The organism is Cellulomonas sp. HD19AZ1, from assembly GCF_004535805.1.
Classification (GTDB): Bacteria; Actinomycetota; Actinomycetes; order Actinomycetales; family Cellulomonadaceae; genus Cellulomonas; species Cellulomonas iranensis.
In genome coordinates, this window is the sequence record NZ_SPHX01000003.1 from 311,597 (window position 1) to 331,078 (window position 19,482).

The 19,482-nt window shown below is 76.9% G+C and carries 18 protein-coding genes and 1 other RNA gene; 3 read left to right on the forward strand and 16 right to left on the reverse strand.

The features are described from left to right. Positions 1-161: 161 nt before the first annotated feature. The 4 genes from E4A51_RS07595 to E4A51_RS07610 form a co-directional block, all read right to left on the reverse strand. Positions 162-1,223, reverse strand: coding sequence for an aspartate-semialdehyde dehydrogenase (locus E4A51_RS07595; protein ID WP_070320713.1), 1,062 nt, complete (start codon positions 1,221-1,223; stop codon positions 162-164). Position 1,224: 1 nt separating this feature from the next. Beyond that, positions 1,225-2,490: an aspartate kinase gene (locus E4A51_RS07600; RefSeq protein WP_046529329.1), complete on the reverse strand. Its 1,266-nt coding sequence runs from the start codon at positions 2,488-2,490 to the stop codon at positions 1,225-1,227. 128 nt (positions 2,491-2,618) lie between these two features. Beyond that, on the reverse strand, positions 2,619-3,098 hold the full coding sequence (locus E4A51_RS07605; RefSeq protein WP_046529330.1) for a DUF4395 domain-containing protein: 480 nt from the start codon (positions 3,096-3,098) through the stop codon (positions 2,619-2,621). Between the two features lie 73 nt (positions 3,099-3,171). Next, positions 3,172-3,633, reverse strand: coding sequence for a thioredoxin family protein (locus tag E4A51_RS07610; protein WP_070320714.1), 462 nt, complete (start codon positions 3,631-3,633; stop codon positions 3,172-3,174). 175 nt (positions 3,634-3,808) lie between these two features. Here E4A51_RS07610 and E4A51_RS07615 point away from each other — a divergent pair, with 175 nt between their 5' ends. Together E4A51_RS07615 and E4A51_RS07620 are read left to right on the forward strand one after the other, a co-directional pair. After that, entirely contained in the window at positions 3,809-4,786 is a 978-nt protein-coding gene (locus E4A51_RS07615; protein ID WP_134851347.1) for an ABC transporter ATP-binding protein, read from the forward strand. Continuing rightward, positions 4,783-5,931 carry an ABC transporter permease gene (locus tag E4A51_RS07620; RefSeq protein ID WP_134851348.1) on the forward strand — a complete coding sequence of 383 codons (1,149 nt, stop codon included), beginning with the start codon at positions 4,783-4,785 and terminating at the stop codon, positions 5,929-5,931. Before E4A51_RS07615 ends, E4A51_RS07620 begins: the two co-directional genes overlap by 4 nt. Before the next feature lie 62 nt (positions 5,932-5,993). Here E4A51_RS07620 and E4A51_RS07625 read toward each other — a convergent pair whose 3' ends face one another. The 8 genes from E4A51_RS07625 to E4A51_RS07660 all read right to left on the reverse strand — a co-directional run bounded on the left by E4A51_RS07625 (position 5,994) and on the right by E4A51_RS07660 (position 14,926). Beyond that, positions 5,994-6,572 (reverse strand): DUF5063 domain-containing protein, encoded by a 579-nt coding sequence (locus E4A51_RS07625; RefSeq protein WP_070320717.1) that lies wholly within the window; start codon positions 6,570-6,572, stop codon positions 5,994-5,996. A 25-nt stretch (positions 6,573-6,597) separates the two neighbouring features. Further along, positions 6,598-7,197 carry a recombination mediator RecR gene (recR, locus tag E4A51_RS07630; RefSeq protein ID WP_046529335.1) on the reverse strand — a complete coding sequence of 200 codons (600 nt, stop codon included), beginning with the start codon at positions 7,195-7,197 and terminating at the stop codon, positions 6,598-6,600. A 381-nt stretch (positions 7,198-7,578) separates the two neighbouring features. Further along, entirely contained in the window at positions 7,579-8,532 is a 954-nt protein-coding gene (locus E4A51_RS18555; protein WP_070320718.1) for a sensor histidine kinase KdpD, read from the reverse strand. Beyond that, positions 8,529-9,251: a response regulator transcription factor gene (locus E4A51_RS07640; RefSeq protein WP_082659757.1), complete on the reverse strand. Its 723-nt coding sequence runs from the start codon at positions 9,249-9,251 to the stop codon at positions 8,529-8,531. Before E4A51_RS07640 ends, E4A51_RS18555 begins: the two co-directional genes overlap by 4 nt. Beyond that, positions 9,251-9,613 carry a DUF4190 domain-containing protein gene (locus E4A51_RS07645; RefSeq protein ID WP_134851349.1) on the reverse strand — a complete coding sequence of 121 codons (363 nt, stop codon included), beginning with the start codon at positions 9,611-9,613 and terminating at the stop codon, positions 9,251-9,253. The genes E4A51_RS07640 and E4A51_RS07645 overlap by 1 nt, the downstream gene beginning before the upstream one ends. A gap of 62 nt (positions 9,614-9,675) precedes the next feature. Further along, positions 9,676-10,299: a hypothetical protein gene (locus E4A51_RS07650; protein ID WP_134851350.1), complete on the reverse strand. Its 624-nt coding sequence runs from the start codon at positions 10,297-10,299 to the stop codon at positions 9,676-9,678. Continuing rightward, a complete protein-coding gene (locus E4A51_RS07655) occupies positions 10,296-11,492 on the reverse strand; it encodes an OmpA family protein (RefSeq protein WP_134851351.1) in 1,197 nt (398 codons plus the stop codon). The genes E4A51_RS07650 and E4A51_RS07655 overlap by 4 nt, the downstream gene beginning before the upstream one ends. Positions 11,493-11,671: 179 nt before the next feature. Then, a complete protein-coding gene (locus E4A51_RS07660; protein WP_134851352.1) occupies positions 11,672-14,926 on the reverse strand; it encodes a DNA polymerase III subunit gamma and tau in 3,255 nt (1,084 codons plus the stop codon). A gap of 336 nt (positions 14,927-15,262) precedes the next feature. On the opposite strand from E4A51_RS07660, the gene E4A51_RS07665 reads away from it, so the two are divergent. After that, complete coding sequence (locus E4A51_RS07665) at positions 15,263-15,784, forward strand: CDP-alcohol phosphatidyltransferase family protein (RefSeq protein WP_070320957.1); 522 nt, start codon at positions 15,263-15,265, stop codon at positions 15,782-15,784. Positions 15,785-15,865: 81 nt separating this feature from the next. Here the strand turns inward: E4A51_RS07665 and E4A51_RS07670 are convergent, their stop codons facing one another. The 4 genes from E4A51_RS07670 to E4A51_RS07685 form a co-directional block, all read right to left on the reverse strand. Next, positions 15,866-17,230, reverse strand: coding sequence for an FtsX-like permease family protein (locus tag E4A51_RS07670; RefSeq protein ID WP_240696414.1), 1,365 nt, complete (start codon positions 17,228-17,230; stop codon positions 15,866-15,868). Further along, positions 17,227-18,102: an ABC transporter ATP-binding protein gene (locus E4A51_RS07675; RefSeq protein ID WP_070320956.1), complete on the reverse strand. Its 876-nt coding sequence runs from the start codon at positions 18,100-18,102 to the stop codon at positions 17,227-17,229. Before E4A51_RS07675 ends, E4A51_RS07670 begins: the two co-directional genes overlap by 4 nt. A 225-nt stretch (positions 18,103-18,327) precedes the next feature. After that, positions 18,328-18,424: signal recognition particle sRNA small type (gene ffs, locus E4A51_RS07680), an RNA gene on the reverse strand. A gap of 57 nt (positions 18,425-18,481) precedes the next feature. Continuing rightward, the gene (locus tag E4A51_RS07685) at positions 18,482-19,447 is read right to left on the reverse strand and encodes a hypothetical protein (protein ID WP_134851354.1); all 966 of its coding nucleotides are present in this window, start codon (positions 19,445-19,447) and stop codon (positions 18,482-18,484) included. Positions 19,448-19,482 lie beyond the last annotated feature (35 nt).

Sequence of the window (19,482 nt, forward strand, 5' to 3'; positions counted from 1 at the left end):
AGGGCGGGGCTGGATCGCACTCTCACGCCCGAAGGGCGGGACTGGATCGCACTCTCACGGCTGTCCGGGCGGGGGCGCCGCGGGGCGGCGCACGCACGAGAGGGCGATCCCGCACCGGACGTGGTGCTGGATCGCCCTCTCACGCCAGGGGTGGTGCGGCGTCAGGCGCGCGTGATCCCGAAGCGGCGCTCCGCGAGGACCTCGGCGATCTGGACCGCGTTGAGCGCGGCGCCCTTGCGCAGGTTGTCGTTGCTGATGAACAGCGCGAGGCCGCGGCCCTCGGGCGCGCCCTCGTCCTGACGGATGCGGCCGACGAACGACGGGTCCTGGCCGGCCGCGACGAGCGGCGTCGGCACGTCCGCGAGCTGCACGCCCGGGGCCGTCGACAGCAGCTCGGTCGCGCGCTCGACCGTGATCTCACGCTCGAACTCGGCGTTGACGCTCAGCGAGTGCCCCGTGAAGACCGGCACGCGCACGCACGTGCCCGAGACCAGCAGGTCGGGGACGTCGAGGATCTTGCGCGACTCGTGGCGGAGCTTCTGCTCCTCGTCGGTCTCGTGCAGGCCGTCGTCGACGATCGACCCCGCGAGCGGGATGACGTCGAACGCGATCGGCGCGACGTACTTCTCCGGGGAGGGGAACGCGACGGCGCCGCCGTCGTGCACGAGCGCGAGCGTGTCCTGCTCGACCGCGGCACGCACCTGCGAGTCGAGCTCCTGCGCGCCCGCGAGGCCCGAGCCGGACACGGCCTGGTACGTCGACACGATCAGCCGGCGCAGGCCGGCCTCCTCGTGCAGCACCTTGAGCACGGGCATCGCGGCCATGGTCGTGCAGTTGGGGTTCGCGACGATCCCGATCTCGATCTCGTCGAGCGCGTCGGGGTTCACCTCGGACACCACGAGCGGCACGCGCGGGTCGCGGCGCCACGCCGAGGAGTTGTCGACGACGATCGCGCCGGCCGCGGCGAACCGCGGCGCGTGCTCCTTCGACGTGCCGCCACCGGCGGAGAACAGCGCGAGGTCGATGCCCGTGAGGTCGGCGGTCGCGACGTCCTCGACGACGACGTCGTCACCGCGCCACGGCAGCGTCGTGCCCGCCGAGCGCGCGGAGGCGAAGTAGCGCACCGACGCGACCGGGAAGTCGCGCTCGTCCAGCAGGCGGCGCATGACCGCGCCGACCTGGCCCGTCGCCCCGACGACGGCGATCCTCAGTCCCTCGGCCACGTCAGCGCCCCGTCCCGCCGTACACGACGGCCTCGGTCTCGGTGTCGTCCAGGTCGAACGCCGTGTGGACGGCGCGCACGGCGTCGTCCAGCTGGTCGGCGCGCGTGACGACGGAGATGCGGATCTCCGACGTCGAGATCATCTCGATGTTGACGTTCGCCTCCGACAGCGCGGCGAACAGCTTGGCGGACACGCCCGGGTGCGAGCGCATGCCCGCGCCGACGAGCGAGAGCTTGCCGATCGTGTCGTCGTACTGCAGCGACTCGAAGCCGATCGACGGCTGGTCGGCCGTCAGGGCGGCCGTGGCCGTGGCGCCGTCGGTGGCGGGCAGCGTGAACGAGATGTCCGTCAGGCCCGTCGCGGCCGCGGACACGTTCTGCACGATCATGTCGATGTTGACGCCGGCCTCGGCGACGATCTCGAAGAGCCGCGCGGCCTTGCCGGGCACGTCCGGGACGCCGACGACCGTGATCTTGGCCTCGCTGCGGTCGTGCGCGACGCCCGAGATGATCGGCTGCTCCATGCTGGGGTCCTCCTGGTCGGTGACGAGCGTGCCGGTGTGCGTCGAGAACGAGGACCGCACGTGGACGGGCACCTCGTAGCGGCGCGCGTACTCCACGCAGCGCAGACCGAGCACCTTGGCGCCGCTGGCGGCCATCTCGAGCATCGCGTCGTACCCGATGCGGCCGATCTTGCGCGCGGTCGGGACGATGCGGGGGTCGGCGGTGAACACGCCGTCGACGTCGGTGAAGATCTCGCAGACATCGGCCTTGAGCGACGCCGCGAGCGCGACCGCCGTGGTGTCCGAGCCGCCGCGGCCCAGCGTCGTCACGTCGTTGGTCGACGGGTTGACGCCCTGGAAGCCCGCGACGATCGCGACCTCGCCGCGCGCGATCGTGTCCTTGATGCGGCTGGGCGACACGTCGATGATGCGCGCCTTGCCGTAGACCTCGTCGGTGATGACGCCGGCCTGCTGGCCGGTGAAGGACTTGGCCTCGACGCCGAGCGTGTTGATCGCCATCGCGAGCAGCGACATCGAGATGCGCTCGCCCGCGGTCAGCAGGATGTCCATCTCGCGCACCGGCGGCAGCGGCGTGACCTCCTGCGCGAGGTCGATGAGCTCGTCGGTGGTGTCGCCCATGGCCGAGACGACGACGACGACGTCGTGCCCGGCCTTCTTCGTCTCGACGACCCGCTTCGCGACGCGCTTGATGCTGGCGGCGTCGGCGACGGACGAGCCGCCGAACTTCTGCACGATGAGGGCCACGGGTCTGGACGCTTCCGGGAGACGGGCAGGACCCCGCGAGTGTAGGCCGGGCCCAGGATGCGGACGGGCACGGTTTCGCATGCCGGACGATGTGCGACCGCGCGCCCCCGCAGGCCCGAGCGGACGACTCAGGTGCGCGCGCGCAGGCGCGCACCGAGCAGGTAGAGCTCGCAGCCGAGGCACAGCCCGAACGCCGCGTTGAGGAACGCGGCCACCAGCGCCAGCGCGGCGGCCACCGGCACGGCCGCGGCCACCCCGAGCAGCGCGAGCAGCACCCCGAGGCCCGTGATGACCAGGCCGACGAGCTGCGCGAACCGCGGCGGGCGCGGGTCCTCCAGCTCCGTCGGCGGCACCAGCCGAGGGCGCACGACGTGCGCGAACACCCACGCCTGCCACGTGCCGCCGACGCCGCGCGCGGCGCCGGTCGCGAAGCCCGCGGCGACGACCGCGAGCAGCAGGGTCGCGGGCAGGCCTCCGCCCAGCAGCAGGACGACGACCAGCAGCACGGCGGTGAGGGCGGCCCCCACGCGCGGACCTCGCGGGTCGATCCCACCGGGCGCGGGAGCGGGAGCGGTGGGGACGGACGGCGTGGGACGGGACGAGGTCATCGGTGCTCCTGGTGCGTCGCGGGACGGTGTGCGGCAGGGCCCCGGCGGGGCCGCGGCCGACGTCCGGGCGACGTCAGCGGGCAGCGGCGTCCCGGCGGGGCCGCGGACAGGACGCGAGCGCGGCGAGCGCCTGCGCGCGGTCGGTCGCACCGGACATGCGCCCGACGACGGCGCCGTCCGGCCCCAGGACGAGGGTCGTCGGCGTCCGCAGGACGCCGAACCGCTCGACGAGGTCGAGCCGCTGCGCCGCGTCGAGCTCGACGTGGACGACGCCCGGCTCGGTCGCCGCCACGGCGCTGAGCACGCGGTGCGTGCTGCGGCACGCGGCGCACACCTCGCTGGAGAGCTGCACGAACGTCGCTCGCTCCCCCGGCGTGACGCCCAGGTCCTCGGCGCCCAGGCGCGCGTCCCGGGCGTCGTCGGCCGCGGACCCCGACCCACCCGACGCGCGGAACCGACCGTTGCGAGCCCGCCACACCAGGCCGATCACGGACGCGAGCGCCAGGACGGCGAGCACGAGGACGGGACCGCGCACAGCGTCCTCCTCACCCCGCCGACGGCACGGACGCCACCGGACCCGGGCACGATAACCCGACCGAACCGGTCTGCTCAACGCCCGTCCGCGGCACCACCATCGACGGACCCGCGCCCTGCACCCGTCCGCCCCGGGGTGGACGCGCGCGCCACCCGGGGCGTCCTAGCGTGACGTCATGCCTGGTGAGACGCCTCCCACCCCCGCGCCGTCGGTCGGCATCGAGGTCAGCGGCCTGCGCCGCGCGTTCGGTGCCGTCAAGGCCCTCGACGGCGTCGACCTGGTCGCCCGTGCCGGTGCCGTGACCGCGCTGGTCGGGCCCAACGGCTCGGGCAAGACCACCCTCCTGCTGGTCCTCGCCGGCCTGCTCGTCCCGGACGCCGGGCACGTGCGGGTCGCGGGCCACGACCCCGTGACGCAGAGCGCCGCGGCCCGCGCCCGCACGGGGTGGATGCCCGACGCGTTCGGCACGTGGGACTCCCTCACGGCGCGCGAGGTGCTGACGACGTTCGCCGCGGCGTACCGCGTCGACCGGGCCGTCGCCGACGCGCGCGTCGACGAGCTGCTCGCGACCGTGCACCTCGACGAGTACGCCGACCAGCCCGCCGCGGTGCTCTCGCGCGGGCAGAAGCAGCGCCTCGGGCTGGCGCGCGCGCTCGTGCACGACCCGCAGGTGCTGCTGCTCGACGAGCCCGCCAGCGGCCTCGACCCGCGCTCGCGCGTCGACCTGCGCCTGCTGCTGCGCCGGCTCGCCGACGAGGGCCGCACGGTGCTCGTGTCGTCGCACGTGCTGTCCGAGCTCGACGAGATGGCCGACGACGCCGTGTTCCTGTCGCGCGGCCGCACGGTCGTGGGACGCCCCGGCGGCGACGCCGCGACCGGCCTGCGCACGTGGCACGTGCGCGCGCTGGACCTGGGCGCGCTCACGACGTGGCTCGAGTCGGCGGACGTGCCCTGGCGGCCCGACGAGCGCGCGCTCGGCGCGGCACCCGGCGGCACCGTCACGGGCGGCGTGCTCGTCGACGTCGCGGGCGAGACCGCCGCCGCGGCGCTGCTGCGGGACGCGGTGACCGCGGGCGTGCCCGTCGTGTCGTCGGCGCCCGCCGGCAGCGCGCTCGAGCAGGCGTACCTGGCCCTGGAGGAGGAGCGGCGATGACCGTGCAGACCCCGGCCCCCGCGGCCGCGACCCCGCCCGCCGCCCCGCCCGCCGTGGGCACCTGGACGCTCACGTGGCACGGCGTGCGGACCGTCGCCGCGCTCGAGCTGCGCCAGCGCGTGCGGTCCTCGCGGTGGAAGGTCGCGCTCCTCGTGTGGTTCGCGGTCGTCGCCGCGATCACGCTGCTCGCAGGCGGCGTGCTGCTGTTCGTCGACGAGGGCTCCCGCGACACGCAGAGCCGTGGGGTCGTGCTCGGCGCGGTCGTCACCGTGCTCGTGCTCGGGCTCGGCCTGCTGGTCACGCCGACGCTCACGTCGACGGCCGTCAACGGCGACCGCGGCGCGGGCACGCTCGCGACGCTGCAGGTCACGCTGCTGTCACCCGTCGAGATCGCGCTCGGCAAGCTGCTCGCCGCGTGGGCGTCGGCGTGCGCGTTCCTCGTCGTGAGCCTGCCGTTCTACGTGATCGCGCTGCTCATGGGCGGCGTGCCCGTCTGGACGCTGCCGCGCGTGCTGGTGCTGACGGCGCTGCTGCTCGCGGCCGTGTGCGGCATCGGCCTGGGCTGGTCGGCGCGCGCCGCGCGCCCCGCCGGGTCGACCGTGCTGACATTCGTCACCGTGGCCGCCCTCACGGTGTTCTCGCCCGTGTTCTTCGGGCTCACGTTCCCGTTCCTGTCGAGCACGCAGGAGGTCCAGGTCTACGGCGTGCCCGACGAGTACTGGGCGTCGCTCGACGACGAGGACCTCGCGTCGTCCACGCCGCCCGCACCCACGTGCGAGGTGTTCACCACCCAGCGGACCGTCGCGCACACCGAGGGCACGTGGTGGCTGCTCGCGATCAACCCGTTCGTGATCGTCGCCGACGGCGCGCTGCCCGGCACGTCCGTCGGTTCCGGGTCGGTCGTCGACGAGGTGCGCAGCAGCACGCAGGGCGTGCGCGACCTGCGCCTGGGCGAGCCCGACGTGCGCGACGAGTGCGGCGACTGGGGTGGCGACGGCGCACCCCTGCCACGCGACCACGCCGGCCCGGTCTGGCCCTACGGACTGGCCGCGAACCTGCTGCTGGGCGGGCTCGGCTTCGTCACGGCGGTGCGGCGGCTGCGCATCCCGCAGCGCACGCTGCCGCGCGGCACGCGCGTGGCCTGACGGCGTCGGGCCCGGCGGGGTCACGCCGGTCGGGTCGCGCCCGGCCGGCCGACGCGCCCGGGTCAGGGCTGCAGCGCGTCGTACTCCGCCTCGGCCGCGACGTCGTCCGCGACGTCGAGCCGCACGTGGGCCAGGATCGTCTGGATCGCGCGCAGCGTCGACGCCGCGCGCTCGCCCCAGTCGGACAGGTAGCTGAACTGCCACCACCACAGGGCCTCGAGCACGTGGCCGCGCTCGTGGTGCGCGAGACCCTGCGTGAGCGCCCCGACGATCGCCACGAGGTCGCCCGAGATCGTCGACTCCTCGACCTCCGGGCCGAGCAGCGGGTCGACGACCTCGACGTACTCGTCGATGCCCTCGAGCAGGTTCGCGAGGCTGGTGCGCAGCGGCTCGAGGTCCGCGTCGGGCCCGACGTCGGGCTCGAACCGCGACGTCGGGACGACGTCGGTCGTCGCACCCAGCCGCGCACCCGCCGCGAGCAGGTCGGACAGCGCGAGCAGCAGCAGCGGCAGCGACGCCTCGGGCGCCGAGCCCGCCGCGACCTCCGTCACGGTGGTGAGGAACCCGCGGGACTCGCCGGCGACGGCCTCCCCGATCTCGCGCAGGTCCGCGTCCGCCACGGGTCGCTCGTCGGTCGTCATGGTGTCCCCTCCGTCGTCGTCGACGTCACGCGCTGAGCCGGCGACGGCCCTCGAACGCGCGGCCGAGCGTCACCTCGTCCGCGTACTCCAGGTCGCCGCCCACGGGCAGGCCGGACGCGAGCCGGCTGACCGTGAGACCCATCGGCACGAGCAGCCGCGCCAGGTAGGTCGCGGTGGCCTCGCCCTCGACGTTCGGGTCGGTGGCGAGGATGACCTCGGTGACCGTGCCGTCGGCCAGGCGGGTCATCAGCTGGGCGATACGAAGGTCGTCCGGGCCGACGCCCGCGATCGGGTTGATGGCGCCGCCGAGCACGTGGTACCTGCCGCGGAACTCCCGCGTGCGCTCGATCGCGACGACGTCCTTGGCCTCCTCGACCACGCAGATCGTGGTGGGCAGCCGGCGCGGGTCGCGGCAGATGCGGCACTGCGGCTCCTGCGCGACGTTGCCGCAGATCTCGCAGAACTGCACGCGCGCCTTGACCTCGGTCAGCGCGTCCGCGAGCCGACGCACGTCGGCCGGGTCGGCCGCCAGGATGTGGAACGCGATGCGCTGGGCGCTCTTGGGGCCGACCCCGGGCAGCCGCCCGAGCTCGTCGACCAGGTCCTGGATCGCGCCCTCGTACACCCCGCCAGCGTAGTTCCCCCGCCGCGGGCCGCCCGCCACCCCTCCCGACCCGACCCGCCGCACTCTTCTGCCCCAGCCGCGCGCACTGGTCACACGAGTGACCGTCTGCCGACCTCCGATCGGAAGACGTGACCAGTTGCCACCGCCGCGGTCACACCCCCACAGGGCCCCACCGGCCGCGCGACCGGGCCGACCGGCCAGGTCGCCGGGTGAGTCCGACGTCCGAGGCGAGAACCGCATCCGCTCGACGGCGCGAACTGGTCAGAGAAGCGACCAGCTCAAGCGCACCTGCGGGGATCCCTGACCAGTTGACGGCGGGTCGGAGACCACCAGGGGTGCACCAGCCAGATCCGCGACCACCAGCAGACGCACCAGCCGGCGTCAGGGGCGGTCGGCGGGCAGGTGCAGACGGACGACCGTGCCGTGGCCGACGCGTGAGCGGAGCGTCGCGCGGCCGCCGTGCCGCTCGGCGATGACGCGCACGAGCGCGAGGCCCAGCCCCGAGCCCGGCGTGCCGCGCGCGTCACGGCCGCGCGCGAGCTCGTCGAACACGACGCCCACCTCGTCGTCCGGCACGCCCGGGCCGGAGTCCGCGACCTCGACGACGACGGTCCCGCCCTCGTCCGACCCGCGGACCTCCACCGGCGTGCCCGGCGGCGAGAACTTCACGGCGTTGCCCAGCAGGTTGTAGACCGCCAGGTACAGCAGGTCGACGTCGCCGCGGACGTGCGGCAGCGGCCACGGCACGGTCGGCAGCGACACCGTCACCGCGGGGCGTGGGCGGCCCGCCGCCTGCGCCTGCGCGAGCACGTCGTCCACGGCGTCGCGCACGACCTGCGCGACGTCGACGTCCTCCTGCTCGATCGGCTGCGTCTCGAGCTCGGCGAGCTTGCGGAGGTCAGCGACCAGGTGCGCGAGCCGGCCCGCCTGCGCGTCGAGCGTCGCGTGCGCGCGCGCCGCGCCGTCGTCCGACGCGGCCGCCGGGCCCAAGCCGGCGACGGCGGCACGGATGGCCGTCACCGGGTTCTTCAGCTCGTGGTCGAGCCGCTGCAGGAACCGCCGGTGCCGTGCGCGCTCGTCCGCGCGAGCCGCGGCCTCGGCGTCCGCGACCGCCGCGGCGCGCACGCGCACCCGCCGACCGCGCGCGGCCCCCACGGCCACGACCGCACCCGCGACGACCACCCCGCCGACGGCGAGCGCGAGCGGCAGCCGCGTCGTCACGACCAGCACCCACGCGCGCCCGCTGAGCGCGAGCGCACCGCCCGCCACCAGGCCCAGCAGCGCGACCGCACCGGCCACGACGAACCACGGCCGCAGGCCGCGCGGCACGCTCACGCGCGCACCCCGCGCGTCACCGTGCCGCAGAACCGGTACCCCGCCTGCGGGACGGTCTCGACGAACCGCGGCGCACCCGCGTCGTCCCCGAGCACGCGCCGGATCTCCGCGACCCGGTGGTCGACCGCACGCGTCGTCACCATCGACTCGAACCCCCACAGCGCCGACAGCAGCCGCTCGCGCGTGAGCAGCTCACCCGGGTGCGTCACGAGGTAGTCGAGCAGCAGCGACGCCTTGGGCGTCAGCGCGACGGGAGCGCCCGCGAGCGTCACGCGCCGTGCCGCGCGGTCGACGCGCAGGTCCCCGCTGACCAGCACCTCGGCCGTCGCGAGCGGCGGCTGCCCGGGCACCGCGCGGCGCAGCACGGCCCGCACGCGCGCGAGCAGCTCCTGCGGGTCGAACGGCTTGTTGAGGTAGTCGTCGGCGCCCTCCTCGAGGGCCGCCGAGCGCTCGTAGGACTCCCCCACCTGCGTCAGCAGCACGACGGGCGTCCAGTCGCCGCCCGCGCGCAGCCGCCGCACCAGGCTGCGGCCGTCGAGCCGCGGCATGAGGACGTCGCACACCAGGATGTCCGCGGGCGTGGCCGCGTGGACGTCGAGCGCCTGCTGCCCGTCGCCCGCCGTGCTGACGCGCAGCCCCGACCGCTCGAGGAACGGCGCGAGGCCGTCGAGGATCGCGCGCTCGTCGTCGACGAGCAGCACGTGGGGCGCGTCGTCCACTAGCGCGTCCCCCACCACAGGCTGCCGCCGACGAGCAGCACCATCGCCGCGTACACGAGGCACATGCCGTACCCGAGCACGAGGCCGATGACGGCCATCCAGCCACCGCCGTCACCGGTGCGCCGGATCTGCGCGAGCCCCATGTGGCCGAGCACCACGGGGATGAGCGCGAAGCCCAGCAGGCCCGTGACGAACGCCGCGATGGCGAAGGGGTTGATGCGGCGCGCGACGTACGGCTGACCGTACGGGCCCGCACCGTAGGGGGAAGCGCCGTAGGGCGCGGCGGCGGGCGGCGTGCCGTAGGGCGGGGGCGTGCCGGGGCCGGGCGGGGTGCCGTACGGCGGCGGGGTCGGGGTGCTCATCGGGGTCCTCCTGTCGGGGCGGGTGCGTGGGGTGGGCGTCCGGGACGACGGGTGCGGAGCCGTCAGCCGTCGACGTCGAGGCGGACGACACCCACGGGGCCGTAGCTGACATCGGCGCCGGACGCCTCGACGCGGGGTGTGCCGTCCTCCCACGCGACGCGGACGCCCGCGCCGTCGACCGTGACGGTGCCGACGTCCGCGACGACGGCCTGCACGCCCGCGGCCTCGACGACGAGGTGCTCGACGCGGCCCGCGACGACGCGCGTGTCGGCGCTCTGCACCGACAGCGTCGCGCAGTCGTCCGTGACCTCGACGGTCGCACCGACCTCGACGACGGTGAGGTCGCCGCCGCCGCACGTCGCGGTCTGCGTGACGGACTCCTGGAGCCCGGCACGCTCGAGCAGCGGCGGCAGACCCGAGCCGCGCGGGGCGCCGGCCGTGGCCGCCGGGGTGCCGCCGAGGCCCCGGCGGTCGCCCGACCGCGTGGGCGCCGGGACCGGCTGCACCCCGCCGTCGTCCGCACCGGTCTCGGCGTGGACCGCGAGCTCGTCCGTCGGCGTGGCCGTCGCGTCGGCGTCGACGACCCGGACCGAGCACGCGCCGGCGAGCACGGCGACCGCCGCCGTGACCACGACCGGGGCCACGACAGCGCGGGCGCCGACCACCGTGCGCGGGCGCCGCGTCACGACGGCACCACGATCTCGACGCGCCGGTTGAGCTGGCGACCCGCCGGGTTGTCCTGGCCGTCGAGCTCGTTGGGCGCGACAGGGCGGGACTCGCCGAACCCGACGGCCTCGAGGTCGCCGCCCATGCCGCGCTGCGCGAGCGCGGCGACCACGGCCGTGGCGCGCTTCTCGGACAGCGTCTGGTTGTACGCGTCGTCGGAGACCGAGTCGGTGTGGCCCTCGACCCGTGCCGCCGGGACGTCGGCGAGCACGGCGGCGACCGCGTCGAGCGTGGCCGCCGCGTCGGGGCGCACCTGCGCGCTGTCGAAGTCGAACAGGACCGACGAGTCCAGGACGAGGCGCGTGCCGCACGACGGCACCGGCGCGATGACGCCCATCGACGGGAAGCTCCCCAGCGGCGGCACCGGCGGCAGCGGCTCCACCTCGACCGGCGTGCCGTTCACCAGGCCCGTGCCGTCGCCGTAGTTGTTGATCGTCAGGTCCGCCGACGCGTACAGGCCCGAGCCGTCGCCGTAGTTCGTGATCGACACGTCGCCGTCCGACGCCGTGCCCGACCCGTCGCCGTAGTTGGTGATGGAGCGGTCGCCGCGGGACCACGTGCCCGACCCGTCGCCGTACAGCGTCACCGCCGTCGTGCCGTCGGCGTAGCTGCCTGACCCGTCGCCGTAGCTCACGACCGAGGTCGCGCCGTCGCTGTACGTGCCCGAGCCGTCGCCGTACACCGTGACCGCGACGCCGTTGAGGGAGTACGAGCCCGAGCCGTCGCCGTAGTTGACGACCGACCCGTCGGGGCCGGTGAACGTGCCCGACCCGTCGCCGTACGCGAGCAGCTCGCCCACGTGAGTGCCCTCGGCCTCGCAGCGCTGCGTCTCGACGCGCACGCCCGGCAGGTCGCCGACCGCGTCGTCGACCTGGATCGCGAAGCCCGCGAGCGACGCGTCGAGCATGCTGAGGTCGGGCAGCAGGAACATCGGCACGGGCGGGATCTCGCCGGGCCCGTAGCCGTGCACGGTCGGGACCGCGGGGCCCGTGGGCGTCGGCGACGGCGTCGTGCGCTCGGGACGCGTCGGGGCGGGGCTGGCCGGGGCGGCGTCCTCGACGGACGCGCCGCAGGCGGTGAGCAGCGTGCCGGTGAGCAGGACGGCGAGGGCGGTGGCGGTGCGGCGGACGGGCCGGGCCGTGACGTCGGACATGGCACACAACGTAGGGCGAAGCGCCCATGCGGCGATCGTCGGGACGTCGCAGGGGTGTCGCAGTCCTGCGACAGGGCGTCGCAGGTTCACCCAGGCGGACGAGCGCGCACTCACCGGAGTCACGGCGGCGAGGGCGCCGCGGGCCGTCGCCGCCGCGCGGGCCCCCGACGGGTGCCGCGTCAGATGTCGGTCTGCTCGTCGATCACGCGGCCGCCGAGCACCTGCGCCACGAGCTGGACGCCCACGAGGTTCGACTGGCCGATGGTCGGGTCGTCGGGCGACGGCTCGTCGGGCTCCTGCACACGGCTGCGGGACTGCGCGGCGGCCGCGCGCGCGGCGGCGACGCCCCGCTCGCGCGCGGTCGCGCCGGGGCCGAGGGGCGGCGGCGCCGCGGGCGCCTGCCCGGCGACCGGTGCGGACGCCTGACCCGCGGCCGGCGCGGACGCGCGCTGGGCGGGACGGCCCGTGGACGCGGGTGCCGCCGCACCCCGGGCGGGCGGCGACGCGGGCTGCGACGTCGGGGCCGCGGCGCGCGGCGCGCTCGCACGCGGGGGGCCGTCGCGCCACGGGTCGTCGGGCTCGTCACCCGGCGGGATGTCGTCGTCGTGCGGGTGCGCCACGACGGGCGGCGCCCCCGGGGCGGGTGCCGCCGGGGTCGCGGCCCCCGCCGGACGCCCGTCGGATGTCTGCGGGGTCGCGGAACCCGGGGCCGTCGCGGCCTCGGCCGCCGGGGCGCCGGCGGCCTCGGCGACCGGGTCCGGCTCCCACGGCGGGGTCGGCCGGGTGGCGCCGGCGGCGGGGCGGGCCTCGTCGGTGGGGCGGGCCTCGTCGGTGGGGACGGGCGCGGCGGCGGGGCCCGACGCGGCGGCGGGGCGGTCGCCCGGTCCGTCGTCGGCGCGACCGGCCGAGCGGTCCGGCGCCCCCGTAGCTCCGTGGGCGTGGGCGGCGGCGGCTCCCACGGGCGCCGGGCGGGCGTCGTCGTGGCCGGTGGCCGGTGCGGTGCCACGCGCTGCGTCGGCGGCGGGGGGCGCGTCCGACCCGGCGGGGGCCGGGGCGGCAGGCGCGGGGTCGCCCCAGGACGCCGCGGCGCGCTCGGGCGAGATCACGTCGGGGACCTGCGGCGTCGGCGCCGCGGGTCCCGCCGGACCGGAATGCCCGCGGCCGCCGCCCGGCTCGTCGAGCACCGCCTCGACGCGGGCGGTGACGCCGAGGGTCTCGGCGAGCGCACGCGCGACGACGTCGGCGTGGTTGCTGTTGCGGAACGTCGTCACGAGGCCGGGCTGCGCGAATCCGAGGCGCAGGGTGGTCGCGTCCAGCTCGAGGATCTGCGCGTGCTGGTTCACCAGCGCCCACGACGGCAGCCGCAGGCGGCGCAGCGTGGTCAGCACGTCGGGCCAGCGCCGGCGCAGCATCTCGGTGTCGGCGGCCGCAGCGGCGGCCCCGGGCGCGGCGGCCGCGGGCGCGGTGGCAGCGGGCGCGGTGGCGGGGGCGGCCGGCTCCGGAGGCGCCGGTGCGGCGACGGGCGCGGGGGCCGGTCGTGCGGACGGAGTCGCGGCGTCGGTCGAGGCGGTGCCGGCCGAGGCGGCAGCCGTCGAGGCAGCGTTGGTCAAGGCAGCGCCGGTCGAGGCGGTGCCCGCCGAGGCAGCGTCGGTCGAGGCAGCGCCGGTCGAGGCGGTGCCCGCCGAGGCAGCGTCGGTCGAGGCAGCGCCGGTCGAGGCGGCGCCCCACGACGCGGCCGCGTCGCGCACCCGCTCGTCGCGGGCGGCCGTCTGCTGCGCGTCGTGCTGCGCGGCGTCCTGGTGCGGCGTCGTCCCGCCAGGCGCACCCGTGGTCGACGCGGTCGGCTCCGCACCCTCGTCCCGCGGACCCGCGGGGGGCTCGGTGGCGTCCGGTCGCCGGCCCGCCGCAGCGGCGTCGGCGGCCGGGTGCCGCGCCGGTCCGCGACCGCCGGACGCGGGGTCGACCGCGGGCACGCGGTCTGCCGCGGTCCGCGGGTCGGCGCCCGGCGCGGGGTCGGCGGCGGTGCGCGGGTCGGCGGGGCCGTCGGGGGTCGCGGCGGGCGGTGCCGCGGCCGGCCCACCCACCGACGCGGCACCCGGACGCACCGGCGCCTCGGCAGGTGCGGGCGCAGAGCTGGCGGGCGCAAGGCCGGCGACGGGGCCGGCAGGGACAGGACCGGCGGGAGCGGGGGCCGCCACCGACGGGTGCGGCTGCACGGGGACGGCGGTCGCAGGAGCGGAGACCGACGCGGACGACCCCGCACCGGTCGGGACCGCCGGCAGCCCGCGCTCGAGCCGGTCGACGCGCGCACCGAGGCCCGTGGTGGAGTCGTCGGCGCTCGGCAGCAGCAGGCGGGCCATGAGCAGCTCGAGGTGCAGGCGCGGCGACGTCGCGCCGACCATCTCGGTGAGGGCGGCGTTGGCGAGGTCGGCCGAGCGGGACAGCTCGGACGGGCCGAGGTGCGTGGCCTGGCGGCGCATGCGGTCGAGCTGGTCGGCCGGCACGTCGCGCAGCACGGCGGCGGCCGCCTCGCCCGAGGCGGCGATGACGATGAGGTCGCGCAGCCGCTCGAGCAGGTCCTCGACGAACCGGCGCGGCTCGTGGCCCGTCGCGACGACGCGCTCGACGACGCGGAAGGCCGAGGCGCCGTCGCGTGCGGCGATCGCGTCGACGAGGTCGTCGAGCAGCGACGTGTGCGTGTAGCCGAGCAGCGCGACCGCGCCCTCGTACTCCAGGCCGTCCGGGCCGGCGCCGGCCACGAGCTGGTCGAGCACCGAGAGCGTGTCACGCACCGAGCCGGCGCCCGCGCGCACGACGAGCGACAGCACGCCCGCGCCGACGGGCACGCCCTCGGTGGTGCAGAGCTGCTCGAGGTACGGCACGAGCACGTCGGGCGGCACGAGCCGGAACGGGTAGTGGTGCGTGCGCGACCGGATGGTGCCGATGACCTTGTCGGGCTCGGTCGTCGCGAAGATGAACTTCACGTGCGGCGGCGGCTCCTCGACGATCTTGAGGAGCGCGTTGAAGCCCTGCGGCGAGACCATGTGCGCCTCGTCGAGGATGAAGACCTTGTACCGGTCGCGGGCGGGCGCGAACGTGGCGCGCTCGCGCAGCTCACGCGCGTCGTCGACGCCGCCGTGGCTGGCCGCGTCGATCTCGACGACGTCGAGCGACCCCGGGCCGCCGCGCGCGAGCTCGACGCACGACGGGCAGACGCCGCACGGGGTGTCGGTGGGCCCTTCGGCGCAGTTGAGGCAGCGCGCGAGGATCCGGGCGCTCGTCGTCTTGCCGCACCCGCGGGGGCCGGAGAAGAGGTACGCGTGGTTGGTCTGCCCGGAGCGCAGCGCCTGCCGCAGGGGGGCGGTCACGTGGTCCTGGCCGATCACCTCGGCGAAGGACTCGGGCCGGTACCGGCGGTACAGCGCAGTCGTCACCCGACGAGCCTACGTGCCGCCGCAGACACGTGGTCCCCGTCGTCCACCGCACCTCCTCACGCCGGTCGGCCCGTGGCCACCTCCCGGACCGCCGGCCGGCCCGACGCGGACCCGCACCGCTCCTGGGACCCGAGACCGGCGCGCCCCGCGGTCGCCGAGGCGACTCGTCCAGCCCGCCCGATGCCGCCGAGCAGCACCGACGAACGCGGGGTTCCGCCGCCCACGGGCCCCGTAGACCGGCAGAACCCCGCGGTCGGCGGCGGGGCGGTGGGGCCGGGTGGCGGCAGGGCGGAGGTCCGGGGCGCTGCGGACCGGAGGCGCGTAGCGTGCGGGCGCGTGGGGCGGTGGCTGCCGGACGCGCTGTCGGCCGCGCGGGGCGTGCTCGCGCTCGCGCTGCCGCTCACCGTCGACCGGCCGGCGCTGCTCGTGACGCTGTACCTGGCCGCGGGGCTCACCGACGCGCTCGACGGGCCGCTCGCGCGGCGCCTGGGCACGGCGGGGCCGCGCGGTGCACGGATCGACTCGGCCGCCGACGTGCTGCTGTTCGTCGCGGCGACGTGGCTGGTCGCGCGGCTGCTGGGCGACGCGGCCGTGCAGCTCCTGGCCGCCGCCGCGGGCGTGGCCGTGATCAAGGTCGCGGCCGTCGCCGTCGGGGTGCGGCGGTTCCGGCGGGTCGTCCCGCGGCACACGGCCGCGAACCGGGTCGCCGGGCTCGCGGTGTTCACGGCGCCGCTGCTCGCGCTCGCCGGGTGGACCGGTGCGCTGTGGTGCGTCGCCGCGGTCGCGGGGGCGGCGGCCGTCGACGAGCTCGTGGTGCAGTCGCGTGCCGCGACACCCGACCCGGACCGCCGCACCTGACACGGGCCGAGCCGCCACGACGCACGCCGGGCCCGCCCCGGCGGAGGGGCGGGCCCGGCGGTCCGGCGCGGTGCGTCCGGCTCAGTCGGCGCGGACGACCGTCTCGGCGAGCGTGCGGCGCAGCAGCGGCCGCGACGCCTCGGTGGCCAGCAGCACGAGCGCGATGCCGACGGCCAGGCTCCCGACGAGCAGCAGCAGCCCCGACGGCGCGGACAGGATGATCTGCCCGAACAGCGGGAAGAACATGACGAACGACGCGAGCGCCGACCCCACCGACGTGAACAGCAGCGGTGCGAGCACCTCGCGCCGGCGCACCTGGTCGAACAGGTCGTCCGGCACGCCCGCGAGGCGCGCGAGCGACAGCTCGCGGCGCCGGTCGAGCACGGCGGCGGCCTGCGCGATCCCGGCCGACACGGCCGACAGCAGGAACGTGATGGCGAGCGTGAGGATCGCCCCGGTGCGGATGTCGGACATCTGCATGACCGCGTCCGGGTCGCTGTCCCCCACGAGCGACACGAGCGCCGGCACGGCCGTGAGGCACCCGGCGACGAACGACGCGAGACCCAGCCCGCCGACGATCCGCCACATGGCCTTCGGGTCGTCGAGCAGGCGACGCGCGGCCAGCAGCTGCGCGGGCGTGCGGGCGCGGCGCAGCCGCACGCGGCCCATGACGCCGAGCACCCACGGCCCGATCGCGTTCATCGCGAGGAACGCGACCGCGAGCATGCCCAGCAGCATCGTCACGAGGATCGCGGCGAACATCTGGCCGTTCATCGACACGAACATGAACGCGGCGACCGCGGCGAGCGCCACGACGACACGGACGGCGGTGAGCCCCGGCTTCGTCTCGCGCCGCGCGACGCCCAGCGGCGAGACGACGACGCGGCGCAGCGTGACCGCGCCGCTGACGGCGGCGAGCACGGGGACGACGAGCCACGCGAGCAGCACGACCGGCACACCCACCCACAGGTCGCCGACCGTGAACGGACGCCCCTGGAACGGGATCTGCGTCCACACGCCCAGCAGCAGGCCGTACAGGCCCGTGCCGAGCACGGCGCCGACGAACCCCTGCAGCGCGGTCTCCAGGAGGGTCAGCCCGACGACCTCGCCGGGCGTCGCGCCGATGAGCCGCAGCGCCGCGAGGCGCGCGTCCCGGCGCGCGACGCCGAGACGGGCCGCGGCGCCGCCGAGCGTCAGCAGCGGCACGACCAGCAGGATCGTCGCGGTGACGGCGAGCGTCACGTAGAACCCGCCCATGTCACGGTCGAACTGCGTGACGGGGTTCTCGGCGCGGTCGACGAAGCCGAGCAGCGCCGCGACGACCGACAGCGTCAGCGCGGTCGTGACGGTGAACGCCGTGACGGCCAGGACGGTGGTGGTGCGCGAGTCGCGGCCGCCGGCGCGCTGCAGCCGGGGCGCGAGCGCCAGGACGGGGCTGATGCTCACCGCGCACCGCCGAAGACGTCGGAGACGCGCGCGGAGCCCAGGTCGTCGGGCAGCGCGCGGCCGGGCTTCTCGCCCGGGCGCGGGCCGACGCCCTCGCCCGTCGTCGAACCGGGCGGCACCACCAGGCCGTCGCGCATGTCGATGCGGCGGTCGCACCAGGCCGCGACGTCCGCGTCGTGGGTGACGACGACGAGCGACGAGCCGACGGCCCGCGTGGAGTCCACGAGGACCTTCATGACGTCGTGACCGGTCTGCTGGTCGAGCGCGCCCGTGGGCTCGTCGGCGAAGACGACCTCGGGCCGCGTGATGAGCGCGCGGGCGACCGCGACGCGCTGCGCCTGCCCGCCGGAGAGCTCGCCTGGCCGGCGCCCCTCCGCGCCGGCCAGGCCGAGCGCCGCGAGCCACTGGCCCGCGGCGGCCTGCGCGTCGGACCGGGACGCCCCGGTGAGCATCGCCGGCAGCGCCACGTTCTCGAGCGCCGACAGCTCCGACAGCAGCTGGCCGAACTGGAAGACGAACCCGTAGCGCGTGCGCCGCAGCAGCGAGCGCTTCTTCTCCGACAGCGCCTGCACGGGCTCGCCGCGCAGCGTCACGGTGCCGCCGGACGGCACGATGATGCCCGCGAGCACGTGCAGCAGCGTCGACTTGCCGGACCCCGAGGGGCCCATGACGGCGAGCGACTCGCCGTCGGCGAGGTCGACGTCGACACCCGCGAGCGCGGTGGTCGTGCCGAAGCGGTGCACGAGCCCGCGCCCGGCGAGGCGGGGGGCCGCGCCGGTCCACGCGGACGTCACGGGCCGGGCCGCGTCGGGAGCCGTCCCGGTGGCGGGCGGCACGAGGTCTCCGGGGGCGGGGATGGTCGGGTCGGTCATGGCACCCATCGTCCGGCGGGGGCACGTGCCGCCGCGTCCGGCGTGGGTGTCGTCCGTGCGGGGGTGCCGTCCGCCCGCGGGGGGACGGCACGCTGGGCGCGGCACGACCTCGGTCGCACGTCGTGGTGCGGGGCGTCGGGGAGGTCCCGGAGGGGGCGCGGCGCTCACGGCCGGGTCCGCGACGGCGCCTGCGGCCGCGCTCGTGCCCGTGGTCGTGGCCGGGCATGCAAGGACCCCCCGCACACCCGCCAGAGCTCACCTGCCCTTGCTGCCTTCCGGCCCTGGGGGGGTTCAGCGAGATGACGCCGCACGAGGGGTCTGCCCACCACCTTAACGCAGGCGACGCCGCCCCCGGGACCCGGGGCGGCGTCGCGCGTGGTCACGGCGTGACGGGGGGCAGGCGCTGCGTGGGCGGGCCGCCGTCGCCGTCCTCGGGGACGATGCGCTCGGTCGCCGGGCCGCCGCCCGCCGGGCCGGTGCGGCGCGATGCGCCCGCGCCGCCGGAGGTCACGCTGCGGCGCGGCGGCCGCGAGGGCGCCGGGGTCGCGTCCGGCGCCGCGGGGCGCACGGGGCGTGACGACGCCGAGCGGGCGGGTCGCGCGGGCTCGGCGGGGCGCGTGGGCGGCACGGGCGGCGCGGCGGGCTCGACGACCTCGGCGTCGACGACCTCGGCGTCGACGACCTCCTCGACCACGACCTCCTCGGCCGTGGGGGTGGGCGCGTCGTCGCCTCCCCACGCGGGCCAGTCCGCGAGCTCGGCGTCGCCGGGTGCGGGCGGCGCGGCGGCGTCGCGCGCCGGTGTCGGGGCGGAGACGGGGGCGGGGTCGTCCGCGTCGTCGGCGGGCGGGTCGGCGGGCGCGGGGGCGGCGGGGGCCGGCATGACGCGCGACGCGCCCCACAGCGCGAGCGCCAGCACGAGCGTGTAGGTGCCGCCGAGCACGAGCATGACGGCGACGCCCACGCGGTCGGACAGGTCGGACGCGAGCGCGAGCGCGACCGCCGCGACGACGACGGCGACGCCCCACACGCCCGCGAGGAGCGCGACCCGGTGCACGACGCCGCGGTGCCCGCGCCGCAGCGCGATCCCCGCGCCGAGCCCCCCGAGCACCGACGTGACGAGCGCGACGCCCGCGACGAGCAGCCAGGCGGCCTCGCCGCGGGCGGCGAGCACGAGCAGCGCGACCAGCACGGTCGTCACCGCGGGGAGGGTCAGGACGCCCAGGGCCACGCCGAGCAGCGGGCCGCGCCACGCGTCGCCGGGCCACCGGTCGGCGAGGCGGTCGTGCGTGACGCCGGGCGCGTACGGGGGGCTGTCGTCGGGGGTGCGCGGTCGCTCCTGGGTCATGGCGGCCACGCTAACCGGGTCGGACGATCCGGACA

What these genes read in the sequence shown, in the direction of transcription:
- E4A51_RS07605 (WP_046529330.1), bottom strand. Translation starts at nt 3,098, where the DNA reads ATGACCTCGTCCCGTCCCACGCCGTCCGTCCCCACCGCTCCCGCTCCC.
- E4A51_RS07615 (WP_134851347.1), top strand. Translation starts at nt 3,809, where the DNA reads ATGCCTGGTGAGACGCCTCCCACCCCCGCGCCGTCGGTCGGCATCGAG.
- E4A51_RS07620 (WP_134851348.1), top strand. Translation starts at nt 4,783, where the DNA reads ATGACCGTGCAGACCCCGGCCCCCGCGGCCGCGACCCCGCCCGCCGCC.
- E4A51_RS07625 (WP_070320717.1), bottom strand. Translation starts at nt 6,572, where the DNA reads ATGACGACCGACGAGCGACCCGTGGCGGACGCGGACCTGCGCGAGATC.
- E4A51_RS07645 (WP_134851349.1), bottom strand. Translation starts at nt 9,613, where the DNA reads ATGAGCACCCCGACCCCGCCGCCGTACGGCACCCCGCCCGGCCCCGGC.
- E4A51_RS07655 (WP_134851351.1), bottom strand. Translation starts at nt 11,492, where the DNA reads ATGTCCGACGTCACGGCCCGGCCCGTCCGCCGCACCGCCACCGCCCTC.
- E4A51_RS07675 (WP_070320956.1), bottom strand. Translation starts at nt 18,102, where the DNA reads ATGACCGACCCGACCATCCCCGCCCCCGGAGACCTCGTGCCGCCCGCC.
- E4A51_RS07685 (WP_134851354.1), bottom strand. Translation starts at nt 19,447, where the DNA reads ATGACCCAGGAGCGACCGCGCACCCCCGACGACAGCCCCCCGTACGCG.